This is a genomic window from Lutibacter sp. A80, from assembly GCF_022429645.1.
In the GTDB taxonomy this organism is placed as follows: Bacteria; Bacteroidota; Bacteroidia; order Flavobacteriales; family Flavobacteriaceae; genus Lutibacter.
On the sequence record NZ_CP092480.1, the window covers coordinates 1,081,589 to 1,105,702 of the forward strand.

Below are 24,114 nucleotides of genomic sequence, written 5' to 3' on the forward strand. Positions count from 1 at the left end.
AGAAAAAATTTTTTTTGGATAAAATCATAGCATTTTTAGAAGACAATTTACTATCCTGTTCTTGGAAACAATATTTAGGACAAGAATGTATGGGATGTGGAATGCAAAGAGCAATAATTCTACTTCTTAAAGGAGATTTTATTGGCTCTTTTAAAATGTACCCTGCTTTGTATACTCTTATAATAATGTTTGTATTTTTAGCATTTCATCTAAAATTCGATTATAAAAAAGGACATTTAATATTACGCTATTTATTTATTGTTAATGTTATTATTATATTAGTAAATTATTTAATCAAAATCATTTAAAAATCAACTAAAAACCATGGAAAAACAAAAACTTCCTCACGCTCAAAGTTCATTAATTTTCGGTATTGTTTCAATTGTAACTGCTTGTTGCTGCTTTGGATTACCAGGTGTTATTTTTGGATTTATTGGACTAAGCAATTCAAAAAAAGCAATAGCTATTTATAAAGAAGATCCTTCACAGTATACTGGAGATGGAAATGCTAATACTGGAAAAATAACTTCTATTATTGGTATTGTTCTTGGAGCAATAGCTGTTTTACAACTTGCCTATGCTATTTTTAGTGGGAGTTGGCAAGAACAAATGGATATGTATAAAGATTTAATTGAGCAAGCAAGTTAATTAGCTTATTAATAAAATGAAATTAAAATACATAGGAATGCTACTACTTATAATAGTACTAGCATTCCTTTATTTTTTTATAAACCCGAATGATGTGGATTTTTTACCTAAATGTCCACTTTATAAAACAACTGGAATTTATTGTCCTGGTTGTGGAAGTCAACGTGCTACACACCAACTTTTAAATTTTAATATTGTTGAAGTATTTAAACAAAATGCTTTATTTGTACTCGGTTTACTAATTATTGGATATCACCTTGTTATTTCTGGAATCAATTACTTTTTTAAAAAAGAAAACAACAATTATATTTACCATCCAAAAACTCCAATATTTCTATTAATAATAATTATAATTTTTTGGATTTTAAGAAATATCCCTTATTACCCATTTAACTTACTAGCCCCACATTAAAATTTTAGAATTTTAAAAAGTTCCTACAAGTCCAATAGTTTTATAACCTGCTCTAAAATTCCAAGAAATTGTTTTTTCTTTAACATTGTTCTTTTTTGAAGTTAAAAAATTATCAACTCCATCTACTATAACAACACTTAAAACCATTCCTAAAGTTACATCTGTTAACCAATGCGCTCCAGCCCAAAGTCTAGAAACAGGAGCAATTAAACCAACTGCATAAATTCCACCCTTAACCCATAAATTATCAAATTGTTTAGCAATTGCATGCGAAGCTGTAAATGATAAAATTGAGTGCCCCGAAGGAAAAGAATGATACCCTGATTCTTTACTCATAAATTTAAATTCTCTACTACCAACATTTTGAGATGGTCTAGCACGACCAAAAGCATTTTTACTAATTGTTTGTATTAATCCTGTAGCTACAGCCGATGAAATTATTAACACACCTGTATGTCTAAATTTTTCGTTTTTAGAAAATAATCCATAGCCATAAATACCCGCAGAAATCATAAAAAAATTTTGTGGACTTCCATAATACCATCCTATTTCTTTCAACATTTGAGGTGCTCTCTCTTCTTGATTTACAAAGTATTCGCTAGTTTGCTCATCGTAAATATATAATAATGAAGTTCCTGCTGCTATTGCTCCAAATGTTAACCAATCATCTTTTTTCCATTTAAATGGTTTTGTATATGCATTTTTTACTCCACCAAAAATCAAATTAGCATCAGACTTTAATAGACTCCAAGTTGTTTCATTTTTCTCAAAATTTTCATTTTGTTGTGCATTTAGATTATATAAAAACAAGAAAGAAAATATGATGCTAAAAATTATTGTTTGTTTAATTTTCATAAGTTTTAAATCAAGTAAAGTTAGTTTGGTGTACGTACTGCACAATCGCTTTTATTAAATGTATTTTAAGCAAAAAGAGGTGAATAAAAAAAGCAATTTTATCCTTTAAATAAAATTGCTTTTTACTTTAGTTTGTCCCGTCCTGAAATAGCGATACACTAAAACACAAGTGTAATGAAAACATCAGACAAATCAGGTGCAGCAAAGCGAACTCAAAAAGATTACTCGCTTTCTTTTAAACTTCAATTAGTTGAAGAAGTAGAACAAGGATTTTTAACAAAAACCCAAGCCAAGCGTAAATATGGTATTCAGGGAGACGCTACAGTAACCAAATGGTTGCAAAAATATGGTAACTTTGATTGGGAAAACCAAGTTCCAAAAACGATGTCAAAAACTCCAGAACAAAAAATACTTGAGCTTGAAGCTAAAATAAAGCTCCTTGAAAAACAGAAAGCTAGAGCTGAACATCTAGCAGAACGTGCTGATAAAAAGGTTATTATTTTCGATATGCTTGTTGATATGGCAGAAAAGGAATATGATATTCAAATAAGAAAAAATTACACACCCGACTTATCAACATCTTCAAAGAAGAATATAAAGAAACTTTAGTTTCTACCTGTGATTTGCTCGGGGTAAACAGACAGGTTTACTATAGATCCATAAAATCAAGACTTCATAAACAAACTGTAGCACAAAAAGTTATCGTTTTGGTTCGTGATATTCGGATGCTAATGCCAAGATTGGGTGGTAAGAAATTATACTTTCTGTTAAAGGATAAATTATCACTATTAAAAGTAGGAAGAGATAAATTGTTTAGAATACTAAAAGCTAACCATATGTTAATAATACCTAAAAGAAGCTACCACATAACTACAGACTCTCATCATAGATTTAGAAAGCACAGAAACCTTGTCAGCTCAATGGATATAGAAGGGCCTGAATCAGTTTGGGTGAGTGATATTACATATATCGGAACGAGAACCAACCCTTCGTATCTGGCATTAATCACAGATGCTTATTCTAAAAAGATTGTAGGATATGATGTGTCAAAATCTTTATCAATGGATGGTTCATTGAGGGCATTGGAAATGGCTATAAATAATAGAAAATACAAAGAAAGTCCATTAATACATCACTCTGATAGAGGGTTGCAATATTGCTCGAATGAATATCAAAGACTATTAGAAAACAATGAGATTAAGCCTAGTATGACTGAAAAATATGATCCATATGAAAATGCAGTTGCAGAGCGAATAAATGGAATTTTAAAACAGGAATTTAGTGTAGCACAGAAGATTCAAGATTTTAAAGTAAAGAAGAAACTGGTCAAAAATGCAATAGAAATATACAACAATATAAGACCTCATTTATCTAACGAAATGCTAACACCAATACAAATGCACGCACAAAAAAAAATTAAACCAAAACAATACAAATCAAAAAAGCTGAACAATGATGTCATTATTCAGCTTTAATTTTTAACTTTTACCCTTTAATAATCTGTATCGGTTATTTAGGACTAGACAGTTCTAAATATGAGAACAAAAATATTAAACTTCTACATTTTTAAAATCTGTATCCAATTTAATATAATCTATAAATTCTCTTTTAATATCTTTATCTTTAAATTTTCCGCCAAATTCTGAAGTTACGGTACTACTTACAATATCTCTAACTCCTCTAGAATTTACACATAAATGTTTAGCATCAATTACACAAGCAACATCTTCTGTTCCCATTGCTTCTTGTAAAGCTTGTACAATTTGCATAGTTAAACGCTCTTGAACTTGTGGTCTCTTAGCGTAATAATCAACAATTCTATTCATTTTCGATAAACCAATTACATTTCCATTTGAAATATAAGCTACATGAGCTCTACCTACAATTGGTAACAAATGATGTTCGCAAGTAGAGTAAACAGTTATGTTTTTTTCTACCAACATTTCACCATATTTATAATTATTATCGAATGTAGATAATTTTGGTTTATTTGCAGGATTTAATCCTGAAAAAAGTTCATTTACATAAGCTTTAGCAACTCTTCGAGGTGTACCTTTAATACTATCATCCTCTAAATCCATTCCTAAAGTATCTAAAATATCTCTAACACTAGCTTCAATTCTTGTTCTTTTTTCAGCATCTGAAATATCAAAAGCATCAGCTCTTAACGGTGTTTTAGCAGACGACCCAACGTGGTCATCTCCCATTTCATCTATTATTTTATCTATCATTATGTCTTTACCTTCAAACATTATCTTATATTTAGCTCACAAAATTACAACTTTGTTTTTAAAGTTATAGTGTGATTTCAAGTAATTCTTTTAAACTACATACTTGCTGATCACCTGTTTGCATATTTTTTAATGTATAATTTTTATTTTCTATTTCATTTGAACCAACAATTACAACATATGGAATTTCTCTCCTATTTGCATAGTTCATTTGTTTTTTCATTTTAGCTGCATCTGGATACAATTCAGATTTTATATTATTTTTTCTTAATAAAAGTAATGCCTTTGTACAAAAAGTTGCTTCATTTTCTCCAAAATTTATAAACAACACTTTTGGTTTTGGCAATTCTACAACATCAAATAAATTTAATTCTTCTAAAACCAAATAAATTCTATCCAATCCAAAAGATATACCGACACCGCTCATATTTTTTAATCCAAAAATACCTGTTAAATCATCATATCTTCCTCCACCTCCAATAGAACCCATTTTTACACCTTTTGGAGCAGAAACTTCGTAAATTGCTCCGGTATAATAGTTTAATCCACGTGCTAAAGTTACATCTAACTCTAAATTTGCACTTTCTAAACCTAATTCTTCAATATTGTTAACAATAAAACGTACATCTTTTACTCCTTGTAAACCTTCTTCAGAATCAGCTAAAAGTGCTTCTAATTGATTTAATTTATCTTGATTAGTTCCAACAAAATTAAATAATGGTTCTACTTTTTCAATAGCTTTTTCAGAAATACCTTTACTTAACATTTCTTTAGTTACCCCTTCTTCTCCTATTTTATCTAACTTATCTAATGCAACTGTAAAATCTATTAATTTATCTTTTGCTCCAATAATTTCTGCAATACCTGCTAATATTTTTCGATTGTTGAGTTTTATAGTCGTACCAACTAATTTTAACTTACTAAAAACAGCATCATATAATTGCACAAATTCAACTTCTTGCCACAAACTTTTACTACCAACAACATCTGCATCGCATTGATAAAATTCTCTAAAACGTCCTTTTTGAGGTCTATCTGCACGCCAAACTGGTTGCATTTGATAACGTTTAAAAGGAAATTCAATTTCATTTTGATGTTGTACAACATAACGTGCAAACGGCACAGTTAGGTCGTAACGCAATGCTTTTTCTGAAATTTTTGAGGTTACTTTTAAACTATCTTTAGAAACTAATAAATTATCTTCAACTTTATTTAAATAATCTCCAGAGTTTAGAATCTTAAAAATCAAGCGATCTCCTTCGTCTCCATATTTCCCCATTAATGTTGAAGAGTTTTCAAATGATGGAGTTTCAATAGGCTGAAATCCATATACTTCAAAAACTTCTTTTATAGTTGAAAAAATATAATTTCTCTGTGCTACTTCGGTTGGTGAAAAATCACGTGTCCCTTTTGGTATACTTGGTTTTTGTGCCATTGTAAAAAATTAGTTTGCAAATATCTGAAAATTCTAAAACTAATTAAAGCTTTTCTAACATTGATTTTTGTTTACGTGTTAATTATCTAATGTTTTCAAATTTATTATTGCTTAGAGACATAATATACATAGTAATTTAAATTATGTATTAAGGTTCTATAAGCATTTTTAGTTTGGTAGGTATAACTTATTTTTTTGATTTAAAGAGTTTAAAAAATTTAAATAGAAACCATAAAATAAGTATCACAAAAACAATTGCAAGAACTGGAATAAAAATTGCAAATACAGACATTACAATCGATGTTCCTGTTTCTACAGTTGAAATTACAGGATTTGCAATTCCTGCCGTTGTTGCCGTTGAAGCCAAGCGTGTGGTGCCTGTAGAACCTTTTATAGCCGTAGCAGTTCCGCCTCCTGCAATAATTGCAAGTGCCCAAGTAATTGTTGGATCTAAATCACTAACTGTTGCAACCATTACAGCCGTACCTGCAATTGCAGCAAGTGGCACAGCAATAGTATCTAACAAATTATCTAACCAAGGAATTAAATAGGCTAAAATTTCGACAATAGTTGCAATACCTAAAATTATTATTGCGGTTGTACTACCAACCCATTGCCAACTTTCATTTAAGGGAATAACATTATAAAATGAAGCCAAACTAAGTGCAAACAAAGGAACAAAGATTCTAAAACCAACTGAAGCAGCTAGACCAATTCCTATTAAAATACTAATAATTGTTTCTGGCGTAAAATCCATAATTTAATTATTTTTAAAAACTGCATTGGCCTTTTCTAAATCTTCTGGAGTATCAATACCAATAGCTAATTTATTTGTTTCAACCATTTTAACCGTCATGTCATTTGCTAAAAAACGAAGATTTTCTAATTTTTCAGCAGCTTCTAACTGATTAACTGGCAATTGTGTAAATTTTAAAAGCGCTTTTTTTCTAAAGGCATAAATACCAATATGTTTGTAATATACAGCTTTTGATGCATCTCTAGCAAAAGGTATTGGACTGCGTGAAAAATACATAGCAAAACCAGCTTCATCACAAACTACTTTTACATTATTTGGATTATTTATTTCTTCTAAATCTGTTATTTTTATTTTTAAAGAAGCAATATCAACTTGTTGCTTAGTATCTGTTTTAAAAACTTCTAATAAATTTTTAAGCGATTCTGTTTGTGTAAAAGGTTCATCTCCTTGTACATTTACAACAATATCAACATCTAAATTTTCAACTGCTTCAGCTATTCTATCGCTTCCAGATTCGTGTTCTTTTATACTTTTAATTGCTTTTCCACCATTTGAAGTTATTTCATTAAAAATAATTTCACTATCAGTAACTACATAAACCTCATCAAATAAATTTGATTGTTTTGTGGCTTCATAAGTTCTTAAAATAACTGATTTTCCTGCTAAATTTTTCATTAATTTACCTGGAAATCTACTTGCCTCAAAACGGGCAGGTATCATTGCAATAATCTTCATAGATTTTATTTTTTTATATGATGAAATCTTCTTAACCGGCTTATACTGGCATTCAATTCAAAACCTAACAATAAAATAATGGCATTTAACCACACAAAAAGCATTAAAACAAGTAACGTTCCAATAGACCCATATAATTGATTATAAGTTGCAAATTTTAAAACATAAATTGAAAACAATTTAAACATTACAATTGTTAATAATGTGGTTAGTATAGAGCCTGGTGTAAAAAACGACATATATTTTACTTCTTTTGTACCATATTTATATAAAAGAGAAACGGAAATAAAAATAAGTAATACAAAAAATAAAAACTGCCCTTTCTCTATCCAAAATACATCATCTACCACCCAACCTTTTACTTTTAAATCGTTAATTCCAATTTCAAAATACAATATAATTGCTACCGTAGCAACCAAAATTAATGACAAAACAATAGCCATAATCATTGAAATAAAATATTGACGAATAATACTTCTCATTTCTGTTACATGGTACGAATATTCAAAACCACCCAAAATTGCATTTACACCATTTGTCATTAAAAAAATTGAAGCAATAAATCCAAAGGAAAGCAATCCACCATATCTATTATTTGCAATATCTTCTATAACATCATGTACAGTTTCTGCGGTATTTGGGGGTAATAATTGTTCAATCATTACTAAAAAATCATCTTGAAAGCCTTCAATTGGAATGTAAGGAATTAAGGTTAGAATAAATAAAATAAATGGGAATAAGGCCATAAAAAAACTAAAAGCAATTCCTCCAGCTCTAGATGTTAAAGCTCCTTTTAAAATACCAATAACATACATTTCAAGTACATCGTACAAAGACATTCCATGCAAACCTGGGATTATTACCTTTTTCCCAAGTTTAACCAACCAATTTACTATTGGTATTTTCTGCAAGCTATCTTCAATAGGTTTTGTCATTTTTTATAATATTCAAAGAGGCAAAGTATCAAAGGTTCAAAACGTGTTTTGTCAATTTATAACCCTAAATTATCTCTTTTCTTTTAATTTTCTAAGCTTTTTATTTATTTTTAACCTCTAAAACTACTATTTAGTCTCTTCTTTTAAAAACTTACTCTACAGCTTTTAAACTTAAATCCATATTATGAACAGAATGTGTTAATGCTCCAGAAGAAATACAATCTACACCACATTCAGCATATTTTCTAGCTGTTTCTAAATTAATACCTCCAGAAGATTCTGTTTGACATTGATCTCCAATTAACTCAACTGCTTTTTTAGTGTCTTCGTAATTAAAATTATCAATTAAAATGCGGTAAACACCACCAACTGCTAATATTTCTTTAATTTCATCTAAACTTCTAGATTCAACAATAATTTTTAAATCTAAATTATTATCTAATAAATATTGTTGTGTTTTTTTTATGGCTTTGGTAACACCTCCACAAAAATCTATATGATTATCTTTTAGCATAATCATATCATACAATGCAAATCTATGGTTCTCTCCTCCTCCAATTTTTACAGCCCATTTTTCAATAGCTCTAATTCCAGGAGTTGTTTTTCTAGTATCTAAAACTTTTGTTTTTGTACCTTCTAATAATTTTACAAATTCGTTTGTTTTTTTAGCAATTGCACTCATACGTTGCATTACATTTAACACCAAACGTTCCGATTTTAAAATTGATTGAGAACTTCCTTCAACATAAAATACAATGTCGCCATATTTTACATTTGCGCCATCATTTATTAAAGTTTCAACTTTTAATTCTGCATCAACATACTTAAAAATACGTTTTGCCATTTCAACTCCAGCAATAATTCCATCTTCTTTAACTAATAATTTAGCTTTACCAGTTGCATTTTTTGGAATGCAAGCCAACGAGCTGTGGTCACCATCTCCAATATCTTCTCTAATAGCGTTAGAAATTATTATATCTAGCTCTTTTTCAAATTGTTCTTTACTTATCATTTTTACTAAAATTTTCAAACAAAAATAACTTTTTTATTTTCAAAAATTAACGCTTTAATTATTTTTATATTTGCCAAATGAAAATTAAGTTATTAGCCATTGGTAAAACCGATGATAAAAATTTACAAACATTAATTGAAACCTACCAAAATAGGTTAAAACACTATATTAATTTTGAAATTGACATAATACCCGATTTAAAAAAAGTAAAAAACTTAACAGAAACACAACAAAAAAATAAAGAAGGTGAATTAATTTTAAAGAAATTAACTGCAACAGATACTTTAATTTTGTTAGATGAAAAAGGAAAAGAATTTCGTTCTATAGAATTTTCTAAGTTTCTTCAAAAAAAAATGAATTCTGGTATTAAACAATTAGTTTTAGTAATTGGTGGCCCTTACGGATTTTCTGAAGCTGTCTATAAAAAATCTCAAGGAAAAATTTCTTTATCTAAAATGACATTTTCTCACCAAATGATTCGGTTATTTATTGTAGAACAAATTTACCGAGCATTCACTATTTTAAAAAACGAACCTTACCACCATGAATAAATTAAAACTTGTTTTTGCTACTAATAACAAAAATAAATTAAAAGAAGTTCAAGCAATGCTTACTAATTTTGAAATTATAAGTTTGGCTGATATTAATTGTTTTGATGATATTCCAGAAACAGCAGACACTTTAACTGGAAATGCTATATTAAAAGCCAATTATATTACTGAAAAATATGGTTTAAATTGTTTTGCTGATGATACTGGACTAGAAGTTAAGGCTTTAAATAATGAGCCAGGTGTATATTCTGCACGTTATGCGGGTGCAGAAAATAATTCAGAAAACAATATGCGTAAATTATTGAATAATCTAGGAGATAATACTAATAGAAAAGCGCAATTTAAAACTGCAATTGCTTTAAATATTAATAAAAAACAATTTATATTTGAAGGAATTTGCAAAGGACAAATTTTAAAACAACAACAAGGAACTGACGGTTTTGGCTACGATCCAATTTTTATGCCCGATGGCTATAAAAAATCTTTTGCAGAAATGACTATAAAAGAAAAAGGAGCAATTAGCCACAGAGGAAAAGCCATACAACAATTAGTAGATTTTTTAAATAACAATTTTTGATTAACCCTACAAAATCATACAGAAAAACATTTATAATTCTAATTATTACATTAGCAATTATTTTTTTAATAAACCTAAGTTTAGGTTCTGTTTATATTCCTTTAAAACAGCTATTTTTAACATTAATTAATGGCGAAGTTGAAAAAGAATCTTGGCGTTCTATTATTTTAAGTTACCGTTTACCAAAAGCAATTACAGCAATTATAGTAGGCTCTGGATTATCTATTAGTGGTTTACTAATGCAAACCTTATTTAGAAACCCTTTAGCGGGTCCGTTTGTTTTAGGAATAAGTTCTGGAGCTAGTTTAGGGGTTGCAATATTAATTTTAGGAGCATCATTCTTAGGCGCAAATATTACCAATTATGCATTTACAAATTTTGGCTTAGCAATTGCTGCTAGTTTAGGGGCTTTTTTAGTACTTTCTGCAGTAATGGTAGCTGCTCAAAAAGTAAAAAACACAATGTCTATATTAATAATTGGATTAATGTTTGGTAGCCTTACATCTGCTGTAATTAGTATTTTAGCTTATTTTGGTAGTGCTAGTCAATTACAACAATATATGTTTTGGAGCTTTGGAAGCCTTGGAAATTTAAGCTGGAAAGAAATAATTGTTTTATGTATTACTTTTGTAATTGGAATTTCTTTTGTAATTTTTATAATTAAACCTTTAAACACACTACTTTTAGGTGAAAATTATGCTAAAAGCTTAGGAGTAAATGTAAAAAGAACACGCAATTTAGTGTTAATTGCAACCAGTTTACTTACTGGTGTTATTACTGCATTTTCTGGACCAATTGCCTTTATTGGCATTGCTGTTCCTCATTTAACTAAACTACTTTACACCACTTCAAACCATAAAACGTTAATTCCTGCGGTAGCCATAACTGGATCTATAATTATGCTAATTTGTGATAGTATTGCACAATTACCAACAAGTGAATATACATTACCTATAAATGCAATTACATCGTTATTTGGAGCCCCAATAATTATTTGGTTATTGGTTAGAAAAAGAAAAGTTTATTATTAATGAAACAAACCGAAAAACATATAATTAAAACAGAAAACTTAAGTATTGGATATACTTCAAAAAAACAAGTTTCTGTAATTGCAACAGATTTAAATATTGATTTAAAAGCTGGTAATTTGGTATGTTTATTAGGTAAAAATGGAATTGGAAAATCTACATTACTAAGAACACTCACAAAAGTTCAACCTACTTTAGATGGCTCTATTATAATTGATAATAAAAACTTAGACAGTTTAACAAATATAGAATTGTCTAAAATAATGAGCTTAGTTCTTACCGAACGTTTACCCGATAGTAGCTTAACTGTTTTTGAATTGGTTGCATTAGGAAGACAACCTTTTACAAATTGGATTGGTTACTTAACTAACAATGATTTAGAAATTATTAATACGGCTTTTGAAAAAACAAACACCAGTCATTTAATGAATTCTAAATGTTACGAATTAAGTGATGGCCAATTACAAAAAATATTAATAGCTAGAGCATTAACTCAAGATACTCCAATAATTGTTTTAGATGAACCAACTGCGCATTTAGATTTACACCATACTGTAAATACATTTTCTTTGCTAAAAAATTTGGCTTCAGAATTTAATAAAACAATAATAGTTTCAACACACGAAGCAAATTTAGCCTTACAATTAGCTGATGAATTATGGTTAATGTCTTCTTCTAAATTTGTTAGTGGTAAAACAGATATACTTATAAACAACAACGAACTAGACCTACTTTTTGACTCTCGCTTAATTAGTTTCAATAAAGATTTAAAACAATTTTCTATATCAACTGAATAACTACAACAGTTGAAAGACTTAAATAACAACACATGAAAAAAATACTTTTTTTAATTGTTTCATCACTTTTAATTGTTAATTGTGGAAGTACTACTTCTATTTCTAAAACAACTGTAATTACAGATGTAACAGCTACAAAATATGCAAAAACCATTACAACTTCAGATTTAAAAACTCACTTATATACAATTGCTTCTGATGAATTTGAAGGTAGAAATACTGGTGAAGCTGGACACAAAAAAGCGGCTAATTATATTAAAAATTTTTATATAAAAACCAAAATAGCCACTCCTTTTAAAGGTGATAATTATTTTCAAATAATACCAACCGAATATTTAAAACCAAATTTAAAACCTTCTGAAAATGTTTTAGCTTTTATAAAAGGTTCTGAAAAACCTGAAGAAATTATTGTAATATCTGCACATTTAGATCATTTAGGTGTTGAAAATGGTGAGATTTTTAACGGTGCAGATGATAATGGCTCTGGAACAGTAACTATATTAAAAATTGCTGAAGCATTTCAAAAAGCAAAAGAAGCTGGAAATGGACCAAAACGTTCTATTCTATTTTTACATGTTACCGGTGAAGAAAAAGGATTATTAGGTTCTAAATATTATGTAAAAAATCCTGTTTTCCCACTTGAAAATACAATTGCAAATTTAAATATTGATATGATTGGACGTATTGATGACGCACATGAAAAAAATCCAAATTATATATATTTAATTGGCTCAGATAAATTAAGCACAGAATTACACAACATTTCTGAAAAAATTAATACTAAATTCACCAATATTAATTTAGACTATACTTATAATGACGATGATGATCCTAATCAATTTTATTACAGATCTGATCATTATAATTTTGCTAAAAATAACATTCCTATAATCTTCTATTTTAATGGTACACACCAAGATTATCACGAACCTTCTGATACACCTGATAAAATTGACTACGAACTTTTACAAAAAAGAGCTCAGTTAATTTTCTATACAACTTGGGAACTTGCCAATAGAGCAGAAAGAATTAAAGTTGACAAATAATTCTTATATTACACTTAAAAAAACAGATGAATAAAACTATTTTCCTCATAATTTTTTCAATTATTGTTTCTAATTGTGCTAGAAAACCGCAATATAACGATCCAATTCCAGCACACGATAGCTTTACAATCGATTCAAAATTTGTAAATGAACAAAGAGTTATTAATGTTTGGACACCGCCAAATTATAAACAATTTAATGATAGTTTACCTGTTATTTATATGCCAGATGGAGGCATAAAAGAGGATTTTCCACACATTGCAAATACTATTGCAAAACTTATTGAAAATAAAAGTATTCAACCGATTATTCTTGTTGGAATTGAAAACACTGAACGAAGAAGAGATTTAACAGGTTTTTCTGAAGTAGAAAAAGACGCTGAGTATTGTCCATTAACAGATGGAGCAAAAGATTTTAGAAATTTTATTTCTCAGGAATTAATAAATGAAATTAATAAGAAATATAGAGTAACCAATAAAAAAGGTATTATCGGTGAATCTTTAGCCGGACTATTTGTTATGGAAACGTTTTTTCTTAATCCTGAATTGTTTGATTTTTATATTGCAATGGATCCATCATTATGGTGGAACAATCATTATTTACAAAAAAATACAAAAAACTATTTAAAGAATTTTCCAAATAAAACAACTAAGCTTTGGTTTGCTGGTTCTGCTGCTGAAGATATTTCACAACACACAAATAATGTAGCTGAAACTTTACAAACAAATGCACCTAAACAATTAATTTGGAAATACTCTGATGAACCAAATGAAAAGCACAATACAATATTTAGAGCCACAAAAGAAAAAGCTTTGATTTGGATATTAAACACTAAAAGTAACGAATAGCCAATAGAGAAAAAAGAATTGTTGTTGACAAATAAGCTAATTTTATTTTAGGTTTAAAGTTTTTACAATCGCTTTTTTAACAAGTGGTTCCATAATTAAATAGCCATTTAAATTTGGATGAACACCATCGTCTCCAAGCGATTCTTTTAATCCGTTTATTTCATTAGCCATAGGCTTAAAATAATCAACAAATTCTAAATTTTGCTGCTTAGCATACGCTTTTAATAAGGCATTAAGCTTTACCACTTTTTCAGCTGGCTCTAGCCCTTTTCTCCAGGGAAAATCATAAGCAGGTAGTACAGAACACAAAATAACTTTTATATTATTAGCTTTTGCCAACTCAGTCATTGATATAATATTACCAACAATCATTTCAATAGTAGAAGGACCTGTATTACCAGCAATATCATTTATACCGGCTAATATAACTACTGCAGCAGGTTTTAAATCAATAACATCTTGTCTAAATCGCAACAACATTTGAGGCGTAGTTTGTCCACTAATTCCTCTGTTTATATATGGATTATTAGAGAAAAATTCAGGTCGAATTCTTAACCAACCTTCAGTAATTGAATTCCCCATAAATACAATCCTATTTGCATCCTTTTTAGAAATTAATAATTCAGCGTTTTCTTTTTGAAAACGTTCTAAATTGGCCCAATCTTGAGCATACGAAGCTTCTATACTAGAACACATAAATAAGATGCATAAAGTTAATTGTATGATTTTCATTCTAAAAATTTATTTAATCAATATTCAAATCGTTAACACTCGTTACAAACAAACATTAGTAATAGACTTATAGCATATTGAAAATTAGATATTTAAATAAATTCAACATAATAATAGTTAAACAGCAATTACACACTTCAATAAAAATATTTGTAACTTCCCAATTACATAATATATTAATGAATAATTTTAAAAATTAATTCTTTTAAAATATCTCCAGCAGGTAATGCATTTGCGCCAACACCTTTGCTTTTAACATCAGCATCGCGTAATAAGCCAATTACTTGAGATACTTTACGCATTGGATAGTTTCTTGCTGCTGTGGTATAATCTGAAACAAAAAAAGGATTTACTCCTAAAGCCCTTGCTACACTATTTTTAGATTTATCTTTTAAACTATGAAAAACAAGCAATTGTGTAAAAAAGCCATTTAACAAAGAAATCGTCATAACCATTGGGTTTGCTTTCTGATTTTGAGCAAAATGATTAATTATTCTATTAGATTTTAACACATTACGCTCTCCAATAGCTTTTCTCAACTCAAAATTATTATAATCCTTACTTATCCCTATGTTTTGTTCAATTGCGTCTGGAGTTATGGTGCTTCCTTTTGGTAAAATCACCATTAATTTATCCAACTCATTACTAATTTTACTTAAATCAGTTCCCAAAAATTCTACAAGCATTAATATTGCTTTGGTTTCAATTTTATAATTTTTACCTGCTAAAACCTTACTAATCCATTCTGCTACATGATTCTCGTATAATTTTTTACTTTCGTAAACAACACCTTTTTTCTTAATTTCTTTATAAAGTGATTTACGTTTATCTATTTTTTTATACTTATAACAAAGCACCAAAACAGTAGTGGGTTGTGGTTGCTTTACATAAGCAATTAAATTTTCAATTGTTCTAGATAGTTCTTGAGCTTCTTTTACAATAACCACTTGCCTTTCTGCCATCATTGGAAAACGTTTGGCATTGTCTATTATATCTTCAATAGTAACATCTCTACCATATAACACCACCTGATTAAATCCTTTTTCATCTTCAGAAAGCACATTTTTTTCAATATATTCAGAAATTTTATCGATATAATATGGCTCTTCACCCATTAAAAAATAAATAGGTTTTATCTCTCCTTTTTTAATATCGGAAACTATTTTTGTAACGTCACTCATTTATATAAAAAAAATTAGCATTTTTGCGGTATGCAACAATTGAATTTACCTACATATAAATTCAGAATCAAAAGTAGTGAAAATAAGTTTTTTATTTTTGATATCATTAGAAAAAAATATGTGGTTTTAACACCAGAGGAATGGGTACGCCAACATTTTGTTTGGTTTTTAATTGAAGAAAAAAATTATCCTATCTCTTTAATTGCAGTAGAAAAAAAACTAAGCATTAATAACTTAACAAAGCGTACAGATATTTTAATTTTTAATGCAAACGGAGAACCGGATATTATTGTTGAATGCAAAGCACCTTCTGTAAAAATAACTCAAGATACTTTTGATCAAATTGCGCGTTATAATTTAAAATTAAACGCTAATTATTTAATTACAACCAACGGTTTAGAACATTTTTATTGTAAAATGAATTTTAAAGATGAGTGTTACGATTTTTTAAGAACAATTCCTTCATATAAAAAACAATCCTAACAAAACTTTATAACTGTATAACTTCTCAACTTTAAAACTTTAACTTAAGTTTGCACTTGTGAAAATAGCTATTGTAATATTAAACTGGAACGGCCAACAATTGTTGGAAAAATTTTTACCAACATTATTAAATTTCAGCAATCAAAAACATGTTGAAATTTATGTTGCAGATAATGCTTCTACAGATACTTCTATAAGTTATGTAAAAAAAACATTTCCAACAGTAAAAATAGTTGAAAATAAAAAAAATGGTGGTTACGCCAAAGGTTATAATGATGCTTTAAAATATATTGAAGCCGATATTTATGGATTAATAAATTCGGATATTGAAGTAACAGAAGGCTGGTTAAATCCTATAATTTCAACATTCAATACTGCACCTGAAACCTCTATTTTACAACCAAAAATTTTAGATTATAAAAATAAAGCATTGTTTGAATATGCTGGAGCGGCTGGTGGTTTTATAGATAAGTTTGGATACCCTTTTTGTAGAGGACGTATTTTTTCGGAATTAGAAAAAGATAATTCCCAATTTAATGATACCTGTGAAATATTTTGGGCTTCTGGAGCTTGCTTTTTTATTAAATCTAATGTGTTTAAAGAATTAAATGGTTTTGATGAAGATTATTTTGCACATCAAGAAGAAATTGATTTATGCTGGAGAGCTAAAAATTTAAATTATAATATTAAATATGTTGGTGCTTCTACTGTATACCATGTAGGTGGAGCAACTTTAAAAGAAGAAAGCCCAAGAAAATCGTTTTTAAATTTTAGAAATAGCTTATTCACATTGGTAAAAAATGTACCAAAAAAACAGTTATTTGGAATTTTATTTATGCGCTTAATACTTGATGGTATTGCTGGTGTAAAATTTTTAATTGAATTACGCCCAATGCATACAATAGCTATTATTAAAGCTCATTTTAGTTTTTATATACAGTTTTCTAAAATGTTTAGAAAAAGAGGAACACTTGAAAAAAGAACTGACTATTTTAGAACAAAAAGTATTGTATGGCAACATTTTATTTTAGGTAAAAAAAAATACAGTACTATTGATTAATTATTTATATAAAATCTTCAATACTTCCTTTACCTTCTCTAATAATTTCAATTTCATTATTTGATAAATCTATTACTGTAGATGCTTGATTATCTCCATAACCACCATCAATAACTACAGCTACTTTATCGTCCCATTTTTCATAAATTAATTCTGGATCTGTTGTATATTCTAACAAATCATCTTCATCGTAAATAGAGGTTGAAACTATAGGGTTCCCTAATTTTTTAACTAATTCTCTAATTATATTGTTATCTGGTATACGGATACCAACAGTTTTTCTATTTTTAAAAGCTTTAGGCAAACTATTATTACTTGGCAATACAAATGTATATGGACCAGGCAAATACTTTTTTAAAATTTTATAAGTTTGCGTATCTATTTGCTTTATATAATCTGATAAGTTGCTTAAATCATAACATATAAAAGAAAAATTTGCCTTATTTAATTTTACATCTTTAATTTTAGCTACTTTTTCCATAGCTTTTAAATTAGTAATATCACAACCTAAACCATAAACAGTATCTGTAGGATAAATAATTAATCCACCATTTTTTAAAACATTTACAACTTTATCAAGTTCACGTTCGTTTGGGTTTTCACTATAAATTTTAATTAGTTCTGCCATATCAACTATTGATTAAATTATATATTTAATGTACAAAAATATAAAAGAGGTTACTTAAAAGCATAGCACATTATTATTAAAATAATAAGTTCTATTTCAATTAAGCGACCTATTTAGCAAGTTACAAAATTTTGTGAATAGAAAACACCTAGATTATTATGATTTATCAATTAATCTAAAGCCTTCTCCGTGAATATTTAGAATTTCAACATTTTCATCACCTTTTAAGTATTTACGTAATTTTGCAATGTAAACATCCATACTTCTTGAAGTAAAGTAATTATCATCTCTCCAAATTTTAGTTAATGCTAATTCTCTTGGCATTAAATCGTTTTTATGAACAGCTAACATTTTTAACAATTTACTTTCTTTAGGCGAAAGTTTTTGAACTTCTCCTCCTTTAAAAGATAAATGACGTAATTTTGAATTAAAATCAAATCCACCAATTTTAAATTCAAAAACTTCTTCTTCTATATTTTCTTCGGTTTCTTTACGTTGCATTATTGCTTTTATTTTGTACAATAACACTTCCGAATCGAATGGTTTATTTAAATAATCATCTGCACCTGCCTGATATCCTTTTAAAACATCTTCTTTCATTGTTTTAGCAGTTAAAAATATAATTGGCACTTCAGAATTTGTTGCTCTAATATCTTTTGCAAGAGAGAATCCATCTTTTCTAGGCATCATAACATCTAGAATACACAAATCGTAATCATCATTTTTAAACATTATTAAACCTTCTAAACCATCTTTAGCAAGGGTAACATTATAATCGTTTAACAATAAATAATCTTTTAAAACTGTTCCAAAATTAGGATCGTCTTCTACTAATAAAATCTTGTTATTTTCCATTTTTTTTAAATTTATATCAGAGGTAATTTAACTGTAAAAATGCTTCCTACTCCTTTTTCACTTTCTACAAAAATATCACCTTGATGAATTTCGACAATTTTTTTCACATATGAAAGCCCTAAGCCATGTCCTTTTACATTATGTATATTTCCTCTTTCTTCTCTATAAAACTTTTTAAAGATATGTTTTTGAACATTTTTGTTCATTCCTATACCTTGATCTTTAATTTTAATTATTAAATTTTTTGCCGTATTTTCTGTTGAAATATCAATTTTTGGAGCTTCTTCAGAATACTTTATAGCATTATCAAACATATTAACAATTATACTGGTTAAATGAAATTGATTTCCTAAAATTTCTGTTGAATGTGCGTTTAAATCTGTTTTTACATATCCTCCTTTATCTCGAATCATTAATTCCACATGTGTAATTGCTTCCTCTATTATGTCGTGCATGTCAACTGCTTCCTTACTAACATCTAATTGATTTTTTTCTAATTTAGATATTCTTAGTACATTTTCTACTTGCGCATGCATTCTTTTATTCTCATCACGTATCATTTTAACATACCGTTTTACTTTACCTTCATCGGAAATTATCTTCGGATTTCTAATTGCATCTAAAGCTAAATTAATAGTTGCAATAGGTGTTTTAAACTCGTGTGTCATATTATTGATAAAGTCTGTTTTAATTTCAGAAATTTGTTTTTGTTTTACCAACTGATACAAAGCAGTAACAAATGCTAAAATTATAATAAGTATAAAAAAAGCAGACAATACCAATATTTTAAATATAGATGATATTATAAAATCTTTTTTTTCAGGAAAGGTTACAAATAATTGAAAGTTACTATTTCCATCAGCATCGGCAAACATAGGTACCATATAACTTTTACCTGCCTCTTTTCTAAAATACCCAGATTTTACTTGTGTTGCCAATCCGTTACTGTAAATTCCGTATTTAAAATCAGTATCTATTCCTTTACTTTTTAGCTCTCTATCTAAACGATATGTAATTTCTCTGTTACTTACTCTTTTATGAACAGGTAATTTACTTCTAGAAACATCAAATACGCGTTCTAATTGCGACTTTTCGGCTCCATCAAATCTACCAATTTTAACATAGCGCTCTTCTGGTGGATTAACACCATTATTTTGATTATCGAAATTTTGATCTTTAACAATCACTATTTCTTCTCTACTAAATATTTCTTTAAAATCTATAGAATCATTTTCAAAAAACTCTGAGGGAACTTTATAATTTTCTTCAATAATACTTTGTGAAAATGTAAACCGCTCGTTATTTACAGTATCTAATTTTTCGTAAATATAATTTCTTACATCAGAGTACTTTAATTTTCGTCCTTCGTCTTTAAAACGTTCTGTAATATCTATATAGAACTCGTTAAACTCGTGTTCTTTAATATCTTCTGATACTTTTGCTAAGGCAAAACGCACATTAGAAGTAAATTGTTGTTCTGTAATTTCTACAGTATTTTTTATCCAAAATACTTGAACTGATATAATACCTATTAAGGCAATACTCATTAATATTATGATAAGTACAAATACCCTTTTTCTCATTATTCAAAATTAAACATTTAACACAAATAACGTTCTAATTTAACTTAAGTTAACTATAATAATAATTTTTTAACACTTTATTAAGAAAATCCTTATTTTAACTAAGCTTAGTTAAAATATTATATATAGTTGCAACCTGTGTTTTTGTATTAAAATTATAAGAATTATTAATTACAAAATTAGCTTTTTTTACTTTGCTCTCATCATTTAATTGATGCTGCATTCTTTCTAATACTTGCTGTTTTGTAACACCATCTCTTTTTATTATTCTTTCAACTCTTTCGTCTAGTTCTGTTATAACAGTTATAACAAAATCACATAGCGCATCACTTCCACTTTCAAACAAAATTGCAGCTTCATAAATTATAATTTCAACATTGGAATTTTCAACAAATTGTTTAAAATCCTCTCTTACTGCTGGGTGTACAATATTATTTAAAGCTTGTAATTTGTCTTTATCATTAAAAACAATTTCAGCAATATATGTATTGTTTAATGTACCATCTACATAAGCATTAGCCCCTAATAACTGTTTAATTTGGTTTATTAGCTTAATATTGGTATTCATTAATTTTTTAGCCTCAATATCAGCCACATAAGTAGCACATCCCAATTGTTGAAACAATTTTAAAACGGTCGTTTTTCCACTACCAATACCACCTGTTAAACCTATTATTTTCATTTGCTTACTTATTTTTGTAATAAAAACTCTATATGAGGTGGATTTATTTTTAATGATGAAATATACTCACTTTTTTGTTTAATTATAGGAGTTAAAAACTGCGTTGTAGTATCGTTCTCATATTGCTTATAATCAAATACAATTAAAAAACTATTTTCATTAATTTTAGTAAAATTTGAAAGTCCAGCTTGAAAAACAACTTCAATTTGTTTAGGAAAAGGATTTATATTTACACTTTCAGGTTGATTAATAATTACAACTGGTGTTTTAAAACTACCTTCTGTAAATTTATCTACTGCTCCTGTTAATTTAATTTTATTAGATGAAAGCACTACATTTTTAGTGTTTTTTGGAATTATTAAGTCTAATTCCGTTTCTATACTTTCATATACATCTTCTAACTCTAAGCCAGTTGTTTTAATTTCTTTAATAGAATCTATGTATTTTTTTGGACCAGATATTGTTATTGAGTCTGGATTTACTTGTAATTTTTCTATAAAATTATAGCCTAATTTAAATTGAATTGCTGTTTTAGGAATTACAGGTACTTTTTTAGTACTATTTTTTCCTATTTCAATAAAAATAGTATCTTTTAAAACTTGCATTATTTCAGATTCACCAGTTAATTGCGCATTTAAATTTGAAAGCTGCATATTTGGTAAAATAAAATATTTAGATCCTTTATTTAATAAGTTATTTAAATTAAAAGTAATTTTTTGTGGTTTTATTTTACGTTTTAATAAACTAAAACCAGTATCTTTTATTGCAACCTCAACTTTTGAAATAGGTTTAACTTGCACTAATTTATCGCTTGATAAATTTTTATATTCTATTTTAAAAATAACAGAACTAGTGTAGGTTTTAGACAATTCTATCAATAACCAAATAATGGAAGTAAGCACTAAAAAAAAGATAAAAATTTTTGTTTTACGATTGTTTTGAAGCGTTAAATCAGATTTTTTCACAACTACTTTCATTATCTTTTAATAAATATTAAATGTACAAAAAAAGAAGCTGTTTAAAAAGTGAAAGTTTAGCCTACCTAAATTTATGTTAGGTTTTCATACTGATTGGATTTTCAATATGTTTTATTCTGACAAAAAATCAGAACGACTAATTTTTAAACTTTTAAAACAGCTTCTTTAAATTATTTACTGTAATTTATTTTTTTGTTACTGGAGCAGAATATTTTTTACTTAATTCCATTGAAATTGCTGAACGCTCAAACTTAATTTTTCCAGCGCTTGTTTCAAGAATAACAGTATTATCACTATCTACAATGTCCATTATTTTTCCGTGAATACCACTTGTGGTAATTACTTTATTTCCTTTTGCTAATTCTGATTGGAATTTTTTCTCATTTTTAGCTTTTTTCATTTGTGGTCTAATCATAAATAAATAGATAACCACAAACATTAATAAAAATGGTAACATTCCTGTTAATGAACTTACATCTGCTTGCAATAAAATTGTTGAATACATATTTTAATATTGTTTTATTTTAACTTTTTTTAACTACTGTTCCTTTAATTCTAATTAATTCTGTTACTTTTTCAGAATTTGTTTGTAAAGTAATCGATTTACTTTGTTTACCTACTCTTCCTCTAGAATTAAATGTAAATTTTAAATCTGCAGATGCTCCTGGCGCAATAGGTTCTTTTGGCCATTCAGGTACTGTACAACCACAAGTTGCTTTTGCACTTGTAATTATTAGGTCAACTTTTCCTTTATTTGTTATTTTAAAAACTCCTTCAGCAATTTCTCCTTCTGTTAATTCACCAAAATCGTATTCTGTTTTATCAAATTCTACAATTGGAGCTCCTAAACTTAAAGTTGCATCTCTTTCCTTCGCTTTTTCTAAATTTGAAGAATTAATTTTTGAAGTTGCATTTTCTTTACAAGAAATAAATGCTACACTTAAAATAAAAATAAATAGTACTTTAAAATTTTTCATAATTTGTTTAACTTTTTGTAAAAATATAAATTTATAATAAACCTCTTCCTAATTTGTTTAATCTTTTTGTAGCTGTAAAATCTTTTAAAATTTTATCCAATACACCATTAATAAAATAACTACTTTTGGTTGTAGAGTAATCTTTAGAAATTTCGATATACTCGTTAATAGTAACTCTTGATGGAATTGAAGGGAATTTTAAAAATTCACAAATTGCCATTTTAATCAAAATCATATCAATTTCAGCAATTCTTTCTGCGTCCCAATTTGGTGTTTTATCTTCAACCTCTTTTTGAAACTCTGTATGATTTAAAACCACCTTTCTAAACAATTCAACAACAAATTTTTTGTCGTCTTCATCTTTATATAAAGCTCCTAATTTAAAAGGCTTGTTTTCTTTTAACTGATTAATAGATTTTAATACCCACGTATTTACAAAAGGAATATCATCTACCCAGCTAATATTTTTATCTTCAAAATAATCTGCTAATTTTTCATCTGGAGCAATAATTTCTTTAAATAATGCAGCTACAAATTCTTTATCTGCTTGAAATGAGTCCTTTTCAGAAGCTATATACTCTTTATAAAGAGCACTTTCTTTAGTTACTTTCCAAATATTATTGATATATTCGCTATCTAAAATCCAGTAATTTAAATTATTATCTTCTAAGTAGTTATTTAAAGAAACACTTTCTTCTAACAACTTAAAAACCTGATTGTTAATAAATTTTGTATTTGGATTTAACTCTTCTGAAGTTGCTAAAAACTTTTTTTGAGAAATTTTAATATTATTCTTCTCTAAATTTTTAACTTCTACAAATAACCGCAATATTAGTACGTATAGATCTAACATTTTATCTATACTATTGTATAGAAATTTTTCTTCCTTATCAAGGACATCACTTTTAGATTGAAGCATCGCATAAACCGATTGCATCACTTTTACTCTAATATGTCTTCTATTTATCATTTAAAGAACTTTAAACATTTATTGTTTCTGAAGCGCAAAAATACTATTATTTTTTAGAAATTTAATTTGTTTTTGATTTTTTATTCAAAGTTAAATCTATCATAAAAAATCGGCTGTAA

Annotated in this window: 30 protein-coding genes; 13 read left to right on the top strand and 17 right to left on the bottom strand. The window is 27.7% G+C overall.

All coding sequences use genetic code 11. The features are described 5' to 3' along the window. Window positions 1-14 precede the first annotated feature (14 nt). From MHL31_RS04835 to MHL31_RS04845, 3 genes are read left to right on the top strand one after another with little or no spacing between them, the layout of a single operon-like run. Complete coding sequence (locus MHL31_RS04835; RefSeq protein ID WP_240227951.1) at window positions 15-308, top strand: DUF2752 domain-containing protein; 294 nt, start codon at window positions 15-17, stop codon at window positions 306-308. A gap of 16 nt (window positions 309-324) precedes the next feature. Then, entirely contained in the window at window positions 325-648 is a 324-nt protein-coding gene (locus MHL31_RS04840) for a CCC motif membrane protein (protein ID WP_240227952.1), read from the top strand. 16 nt (window positions 649-664) lie between these two features. Then, complete coding sequence (locus tag MHL31_RS04845) at window positions 665-1,060, top strand: DUF2752 domain-containing protein (RefSeq protein WP_240227953.1); 396 nt, start codon at window positions 665-667, stop codon at window positions 1,058-1,060. 12 nt (window positions 1,061-1,072) lie between these two features. Here the strand turns inward: MHL31_RS04845 and MHL31_RS04850 are convergent, their stop codons facing one another. Beyond that, window positions 1,073-1,915, bottom strand: coding sequence for a phosphatase PAP2 family protein (locus MHL31_RS04850; RefSeq protein ID WP_240227954.1), 843 nt, complete (start codon window positions 1,913-1,915; stop codon window positions 1,073-1,075). 174 nt (window positions 1,916-2,089) lie between these two features. Here MHL31_RS04850 and MHL31_RS04855 point away from each other — a divergent pair, with 174 nt between their 5' ends. Further along, on the top strand, window positions 2,090-2,524 hold the full coding sequence (locus tag MHL31_RS04855) for a hypothetical protein (protein WP_240225903.1): 435 nt from the start codon (window positions 2,090-2,092) through the stop codon (window positions 2,522-2,524). A 14-nt stretch (window positions 2,525-2,538) separates the two neighbouring features. Then, window positions 2,539-3,390 (top strand): IS3 family transposase, encoded by an 852-nt coding sequence (locus MHL31_RS04860; protein WP_240225904.1) that lies wholly within the window; start codon window positions 2,539-2,541, stop codon window positions 3,388-3,390. A 75-nt stretch (window positions 3,391-3,465) separates the two neighbouring features. Here MHL31_RS04860 and folE read toward each other — a convergent pair whose 3' ends face one another. The 6 genes from folE to nadC form a co-directional block, all read right to left on the bottom strand. Next, window positions 3,466-4,167: a GTP cyclohydrolase I FolE gene (gene folE / locus MHL31_RS04865; RefSeq protein ID WP_371824140.1), complete on the bottom strand. Its 702-nt coding sequence runs from the start codon at window positions 4,165-4,167 to the stop codon at window positions 3,466-3,468. Window positions 4,168-4,210: 43 nt separating this feature from the next. Continuing rightward, entirely contained in the window at window positions 4,211-5,581 is a 1,371-nt protein-coding gene (gene hisS / locus MHL31_RS04870) for a histidine--tRNA ligase (protein ID WP_240227955.1), read from the bottom strand. 187 nt (window positions 5,582-5,768) lie between these two features. Beyond that, window positions 5,769-6,338 carry a DUF4126 domain-containing protein gene (locus tag MHL31_RS04875; RefSeq protein ID WP_240227956.1) on the bottom strand — a complete coding sequence of 190 codons (570 nt, stop codon included), beginning with the start codon at window positions 6,336-6,338 and terminating at the stop codon, window positions 5,769-5,771. Window positions 6,339-6,341: 3 nt separating this feature from the next. Continuing rightward, window positions 6,342-7,073: a 3-deoxy-manno-octulosonate cytidylyltransferase gene (kdsB, locus tag MHL31_RS04880; RefSeq protein WP_240227957.1), complete on the bottom strand. Its 732-nt coding sequence runs from the start codon at window positions 7,071-7,073 to the stop codon at window positions 6,342-6,344. 5 nt (window positions 7,074-7,078) lie between these two features. Beyond that, the gene (locus tag MHL31_RS04885) at window positions 7,079-8,008 is read right to left on the bottom strand and encodes a YihY/virulence factor BrkB family protein (RefSeq protein ID WP_240227958.1); all 930 of its coding nucleotides are present in this window, start codon (window positions 8,006-8,008) and stop codon (window positions 7,079-7,081) included. Window positions 8,009-8,159: 151 nt separating this feature from the next. Further along, window positions 8,160-9,020, bottom strand: a complete 861-nt coding sequence (nadC, locus tag MHL31_RS04890) for a carboxylating nicotinate-nucleotide diphosphorylase (RefSeq protein ID WP_240227959.1) — start codon at window positions 9,018-9,020, stop codon at window positions 8,160-8,162. A 77-nt stretch (window positions 9,021-9,097) separates the two neighbouring features. Here nadC and rlmH point away from each other — a divergent pair, with 77 nt between their 5' ends. The 6 genes from rlmH to MHL31_RS04920 are packed head-to-tail and all read left to right on the top strand — an operon-like array spanning window position 9,098 to window position 13,867. After that, the gene (gene rlmH / locus MHL31_RS04895) at window positions 9,098-9,571 is read left to right on the top strand and encodes a 23S rRNA (pseudouridine(1915)-N(3))-methyltransferase RlmH (protein ID WP_240227960.1); all 474 of its coding nucleotides are present in this window, start codon (window positions 9,098-9,100) and stop codon (window positions 9,569-9,571) included. After that, window positions 9,564-10,148: a non-canonical purine NTP diphosphatase gene (locus MHL31_RS04900; RefSeq protein ID WP_240227961.1), complete on the top strand. Its 585-nt coding sequence runs from the start codon at window positions 9,564-9,566 to the stop codon at window positions 10,146-10,148. The genes rlmH and MHL31_RS04900 overlap by 8 nt, the downstream gene beginning before the upstream one ends. Then, window positions 10,148-11,179, top strand: coding sequence for an iron ABC transporter permease (locus tag MHL31_RS04905; protein WP_240228855.1), 1,032 nt, complete (start codon window positions 10,148-10,150; stop codon window positions 11,177-11,179). Before MHL31_RS04900 ends, MHL31_RS04905 begins: the two co-directional genes overlap by 1 nt. Further along, window positions 11,179-11,973 (top strand): ABC transporter ATP-binding protein, encoded by a 795-nt coding sequence (locus MHL31_RS04910; RefSeq protein ID WP_240227962.1) that lies wholly within the window; start codon window positions 11,179-11,181, stop codon window positions 11,971-11,973. Before MHL31_RS04905 ends, MHL31_RS04910 begins: the two co-directional genes overlap by 1 nt. Window positions 11,974-12,005: 32 nt before the next feature. After that, window positions 12,006-13,019 carry a M28 family metallopeptidase gene (locus tag MHL31_RS04915; protein ID WP_240227963.1) on the top strand — a complete coding sequence of 338 codons (1,014 nt, stop codon included), beginning with the start codon at window positions 12,006-12,008 and terminating at the stop codon, window positions 13,017-13,019. Between the two features lie 26 nt (window positions 13,020-13,045). Next, complete coding sequence (locus MHL31_RS04920; RefSeq protein ID WP_240227964.1) at window positions 13,046-13,867, top strand: alpha/beta hydrolase; 822 nt, start codon at window positions 13,046-13,048, stop codon at window positions 13,865-13,867. 42 nt (window positions 13,868-13,909) lie between these two features. Here MHL31_RS04920 and MHL31_RS04925 read toward each other — a convergent pair whose 3' ends face one another. Next, entirely contained in the window at window positions 13,910-14,599 is a 690-nt protein-coding gene (locus MHL31_RS04925) for an SGNH/GDSL hydrolase family protein (RefSeq protein WP_240227965.1), read from the bottom strand. Between the two features lie 176 nt (window positions 14,600-14,775). Further along, entirely contained in the window at window positions 14,776-15,780 is a 1,005-nt protein-coding gene (gene holA, locus MHL31_RS04930; RefSeq protein WP_240227966.1) for a DNA polymerase III subunit delta, read from the bottom strand. Window positions 15,781-15,810: 30 nt separating this feature from the next. Between holA and MHL31_RS04935 the strand changes: the two genes are divergently transcribed. Both MHL31_RS04935 and MHL31_RS04940 read left to right on the top strand, forming a co-directional pair. Next, entirely contained in the window at window positions 15,811-16,263 is a 453-nt protein-coding gene (locus MHL31_RS04935; protein WP_240227967.1) for a type I restriction enzyme HsdR N-terminal domain-containing protein, read from the top strand. Between the two features lie 58 nt (window positions 16,264-16,321). After that, window positions 16,322-17,323: a glycosyltransferase family 2 protein gene (locus tag MHL31_RS04940; protein ID WP_240227968.1), complete on the top strand. Its 1,002-nt coding sequence runs from the start codon at window positions 16,322-16,324 to the stop codon at window positions 17,321-17,323. A 4-nt stretch (window positions 17,324-17,327) separates the two neighbouring features. On the opposite strand, the gene MHL31_RS04945 is transcribed toward MHL31_RS04940, so the two are convergent. The 8 genes from MHL31_RS04945 to nusB all read right to left on the bottom strand — a co-directional run bounded on the left by MHL31_RS04945 (window position 17,328) and on the right by nusB (window position 23,995). Then, window positions 17,328-17,951, bottom strand: coding sequence for an L-threonylcarbamoyladenylate synthase (locus MHL31_RS04945; protein WP_240227969.1), 624 nt, complete (start codon window positions 17,949-17,951; stop codon window positions 17,328-17,330). A 156-nt stretch (window positions 17,952-18,107) separates the two neighbouring features. Beyond that, on the bottom strand, window positions 18,108-18,806 hold the full coding sequence (locus MHL31_RS04950; RefSeq protein ID WP_240227970.1) for a response regulator transcription factor: 699 nt from the start codon (window positions 18,804-18,806) through the stop codon (window positions 18,108-18,110). Window positions 18,807-18,817: 11 nt separating this feature from the next. After that, complete coding sequence (locus MHL31_RS04955) at window positions 18,818-20,353, bottom strand: sensor histidine kinase KdpD (RefSeq protein ID WP_240227971.1); 1,536 nt, start codon at window positions 20,351-20,353, stop codon at window positions 18,818-18,820. A 133-nt stretch (window positions 20,354-20,486) separates the two neighbouring features. Continuing rightward, the gene (gene coaE, locus MHL31_RS04960; RefSeq protein ID WP_240227972.1) at window positions 20,487-21,071 is read right to left on the bottom strand and encodes a dephospho-CoA kinase; all 585 of its coding nucleotides are present in this window, start codon (window positions 21,069-21,071) and stop codon (window positions 20,487-20,489) included. Window positions 21,072-21,079: 8 nt separating this feature from the next. Next, entirely contained in the window at window positions 21,080-22,048 is a 969-nt protein-coding gene (locus MHL31_RS04965; protein ID WP_240227973.1) for a CdaR family protein, read from the bottom strand. A gap of 184 nt (window positions 22,049-22,232) precedes the next feature. Then, window positions 22,233-22,553: a preprotein translocase subunit YajC gene (gene yajC, locus MHL31_RS04970; RefSeq protein WP_240227974.1), complete on the bottom strand. Its 321-nt coding sequence runs from the start codon at window positions 22,551-22,553 to the stop codon at window positions 22,233-22,235. A 19-nt stretch (window positions 22,554-22,572) separates the two neighbouring features. Beyond that, on the bottom strand, window positions 22,573-23,025 hold the full coding sequence (locus MHL31_RS04975) for a DUF1573 domain-containing protein (protein ID WP_240227975.1): 453 nt from the start codon (window positions 23,023-23,025) through the stop codon (window positions 22,573-22,575). A gap of 31 nt (window positions 23,026-23,056) precedes the next feature. Next, window positions 23,057-23,995, bottom strand: coding sequence for a transcription antitermination factor NusB (gene nusB, locus MHL31_RS04980; RefSeq protein ID WP_240227976.1), 939 nt, complete (start codon window positions 23,993-23,995; stop codon window positions 23,057-23,059). Window positions 23,996-24,114 lie beyond the last annotated feature (119 nt).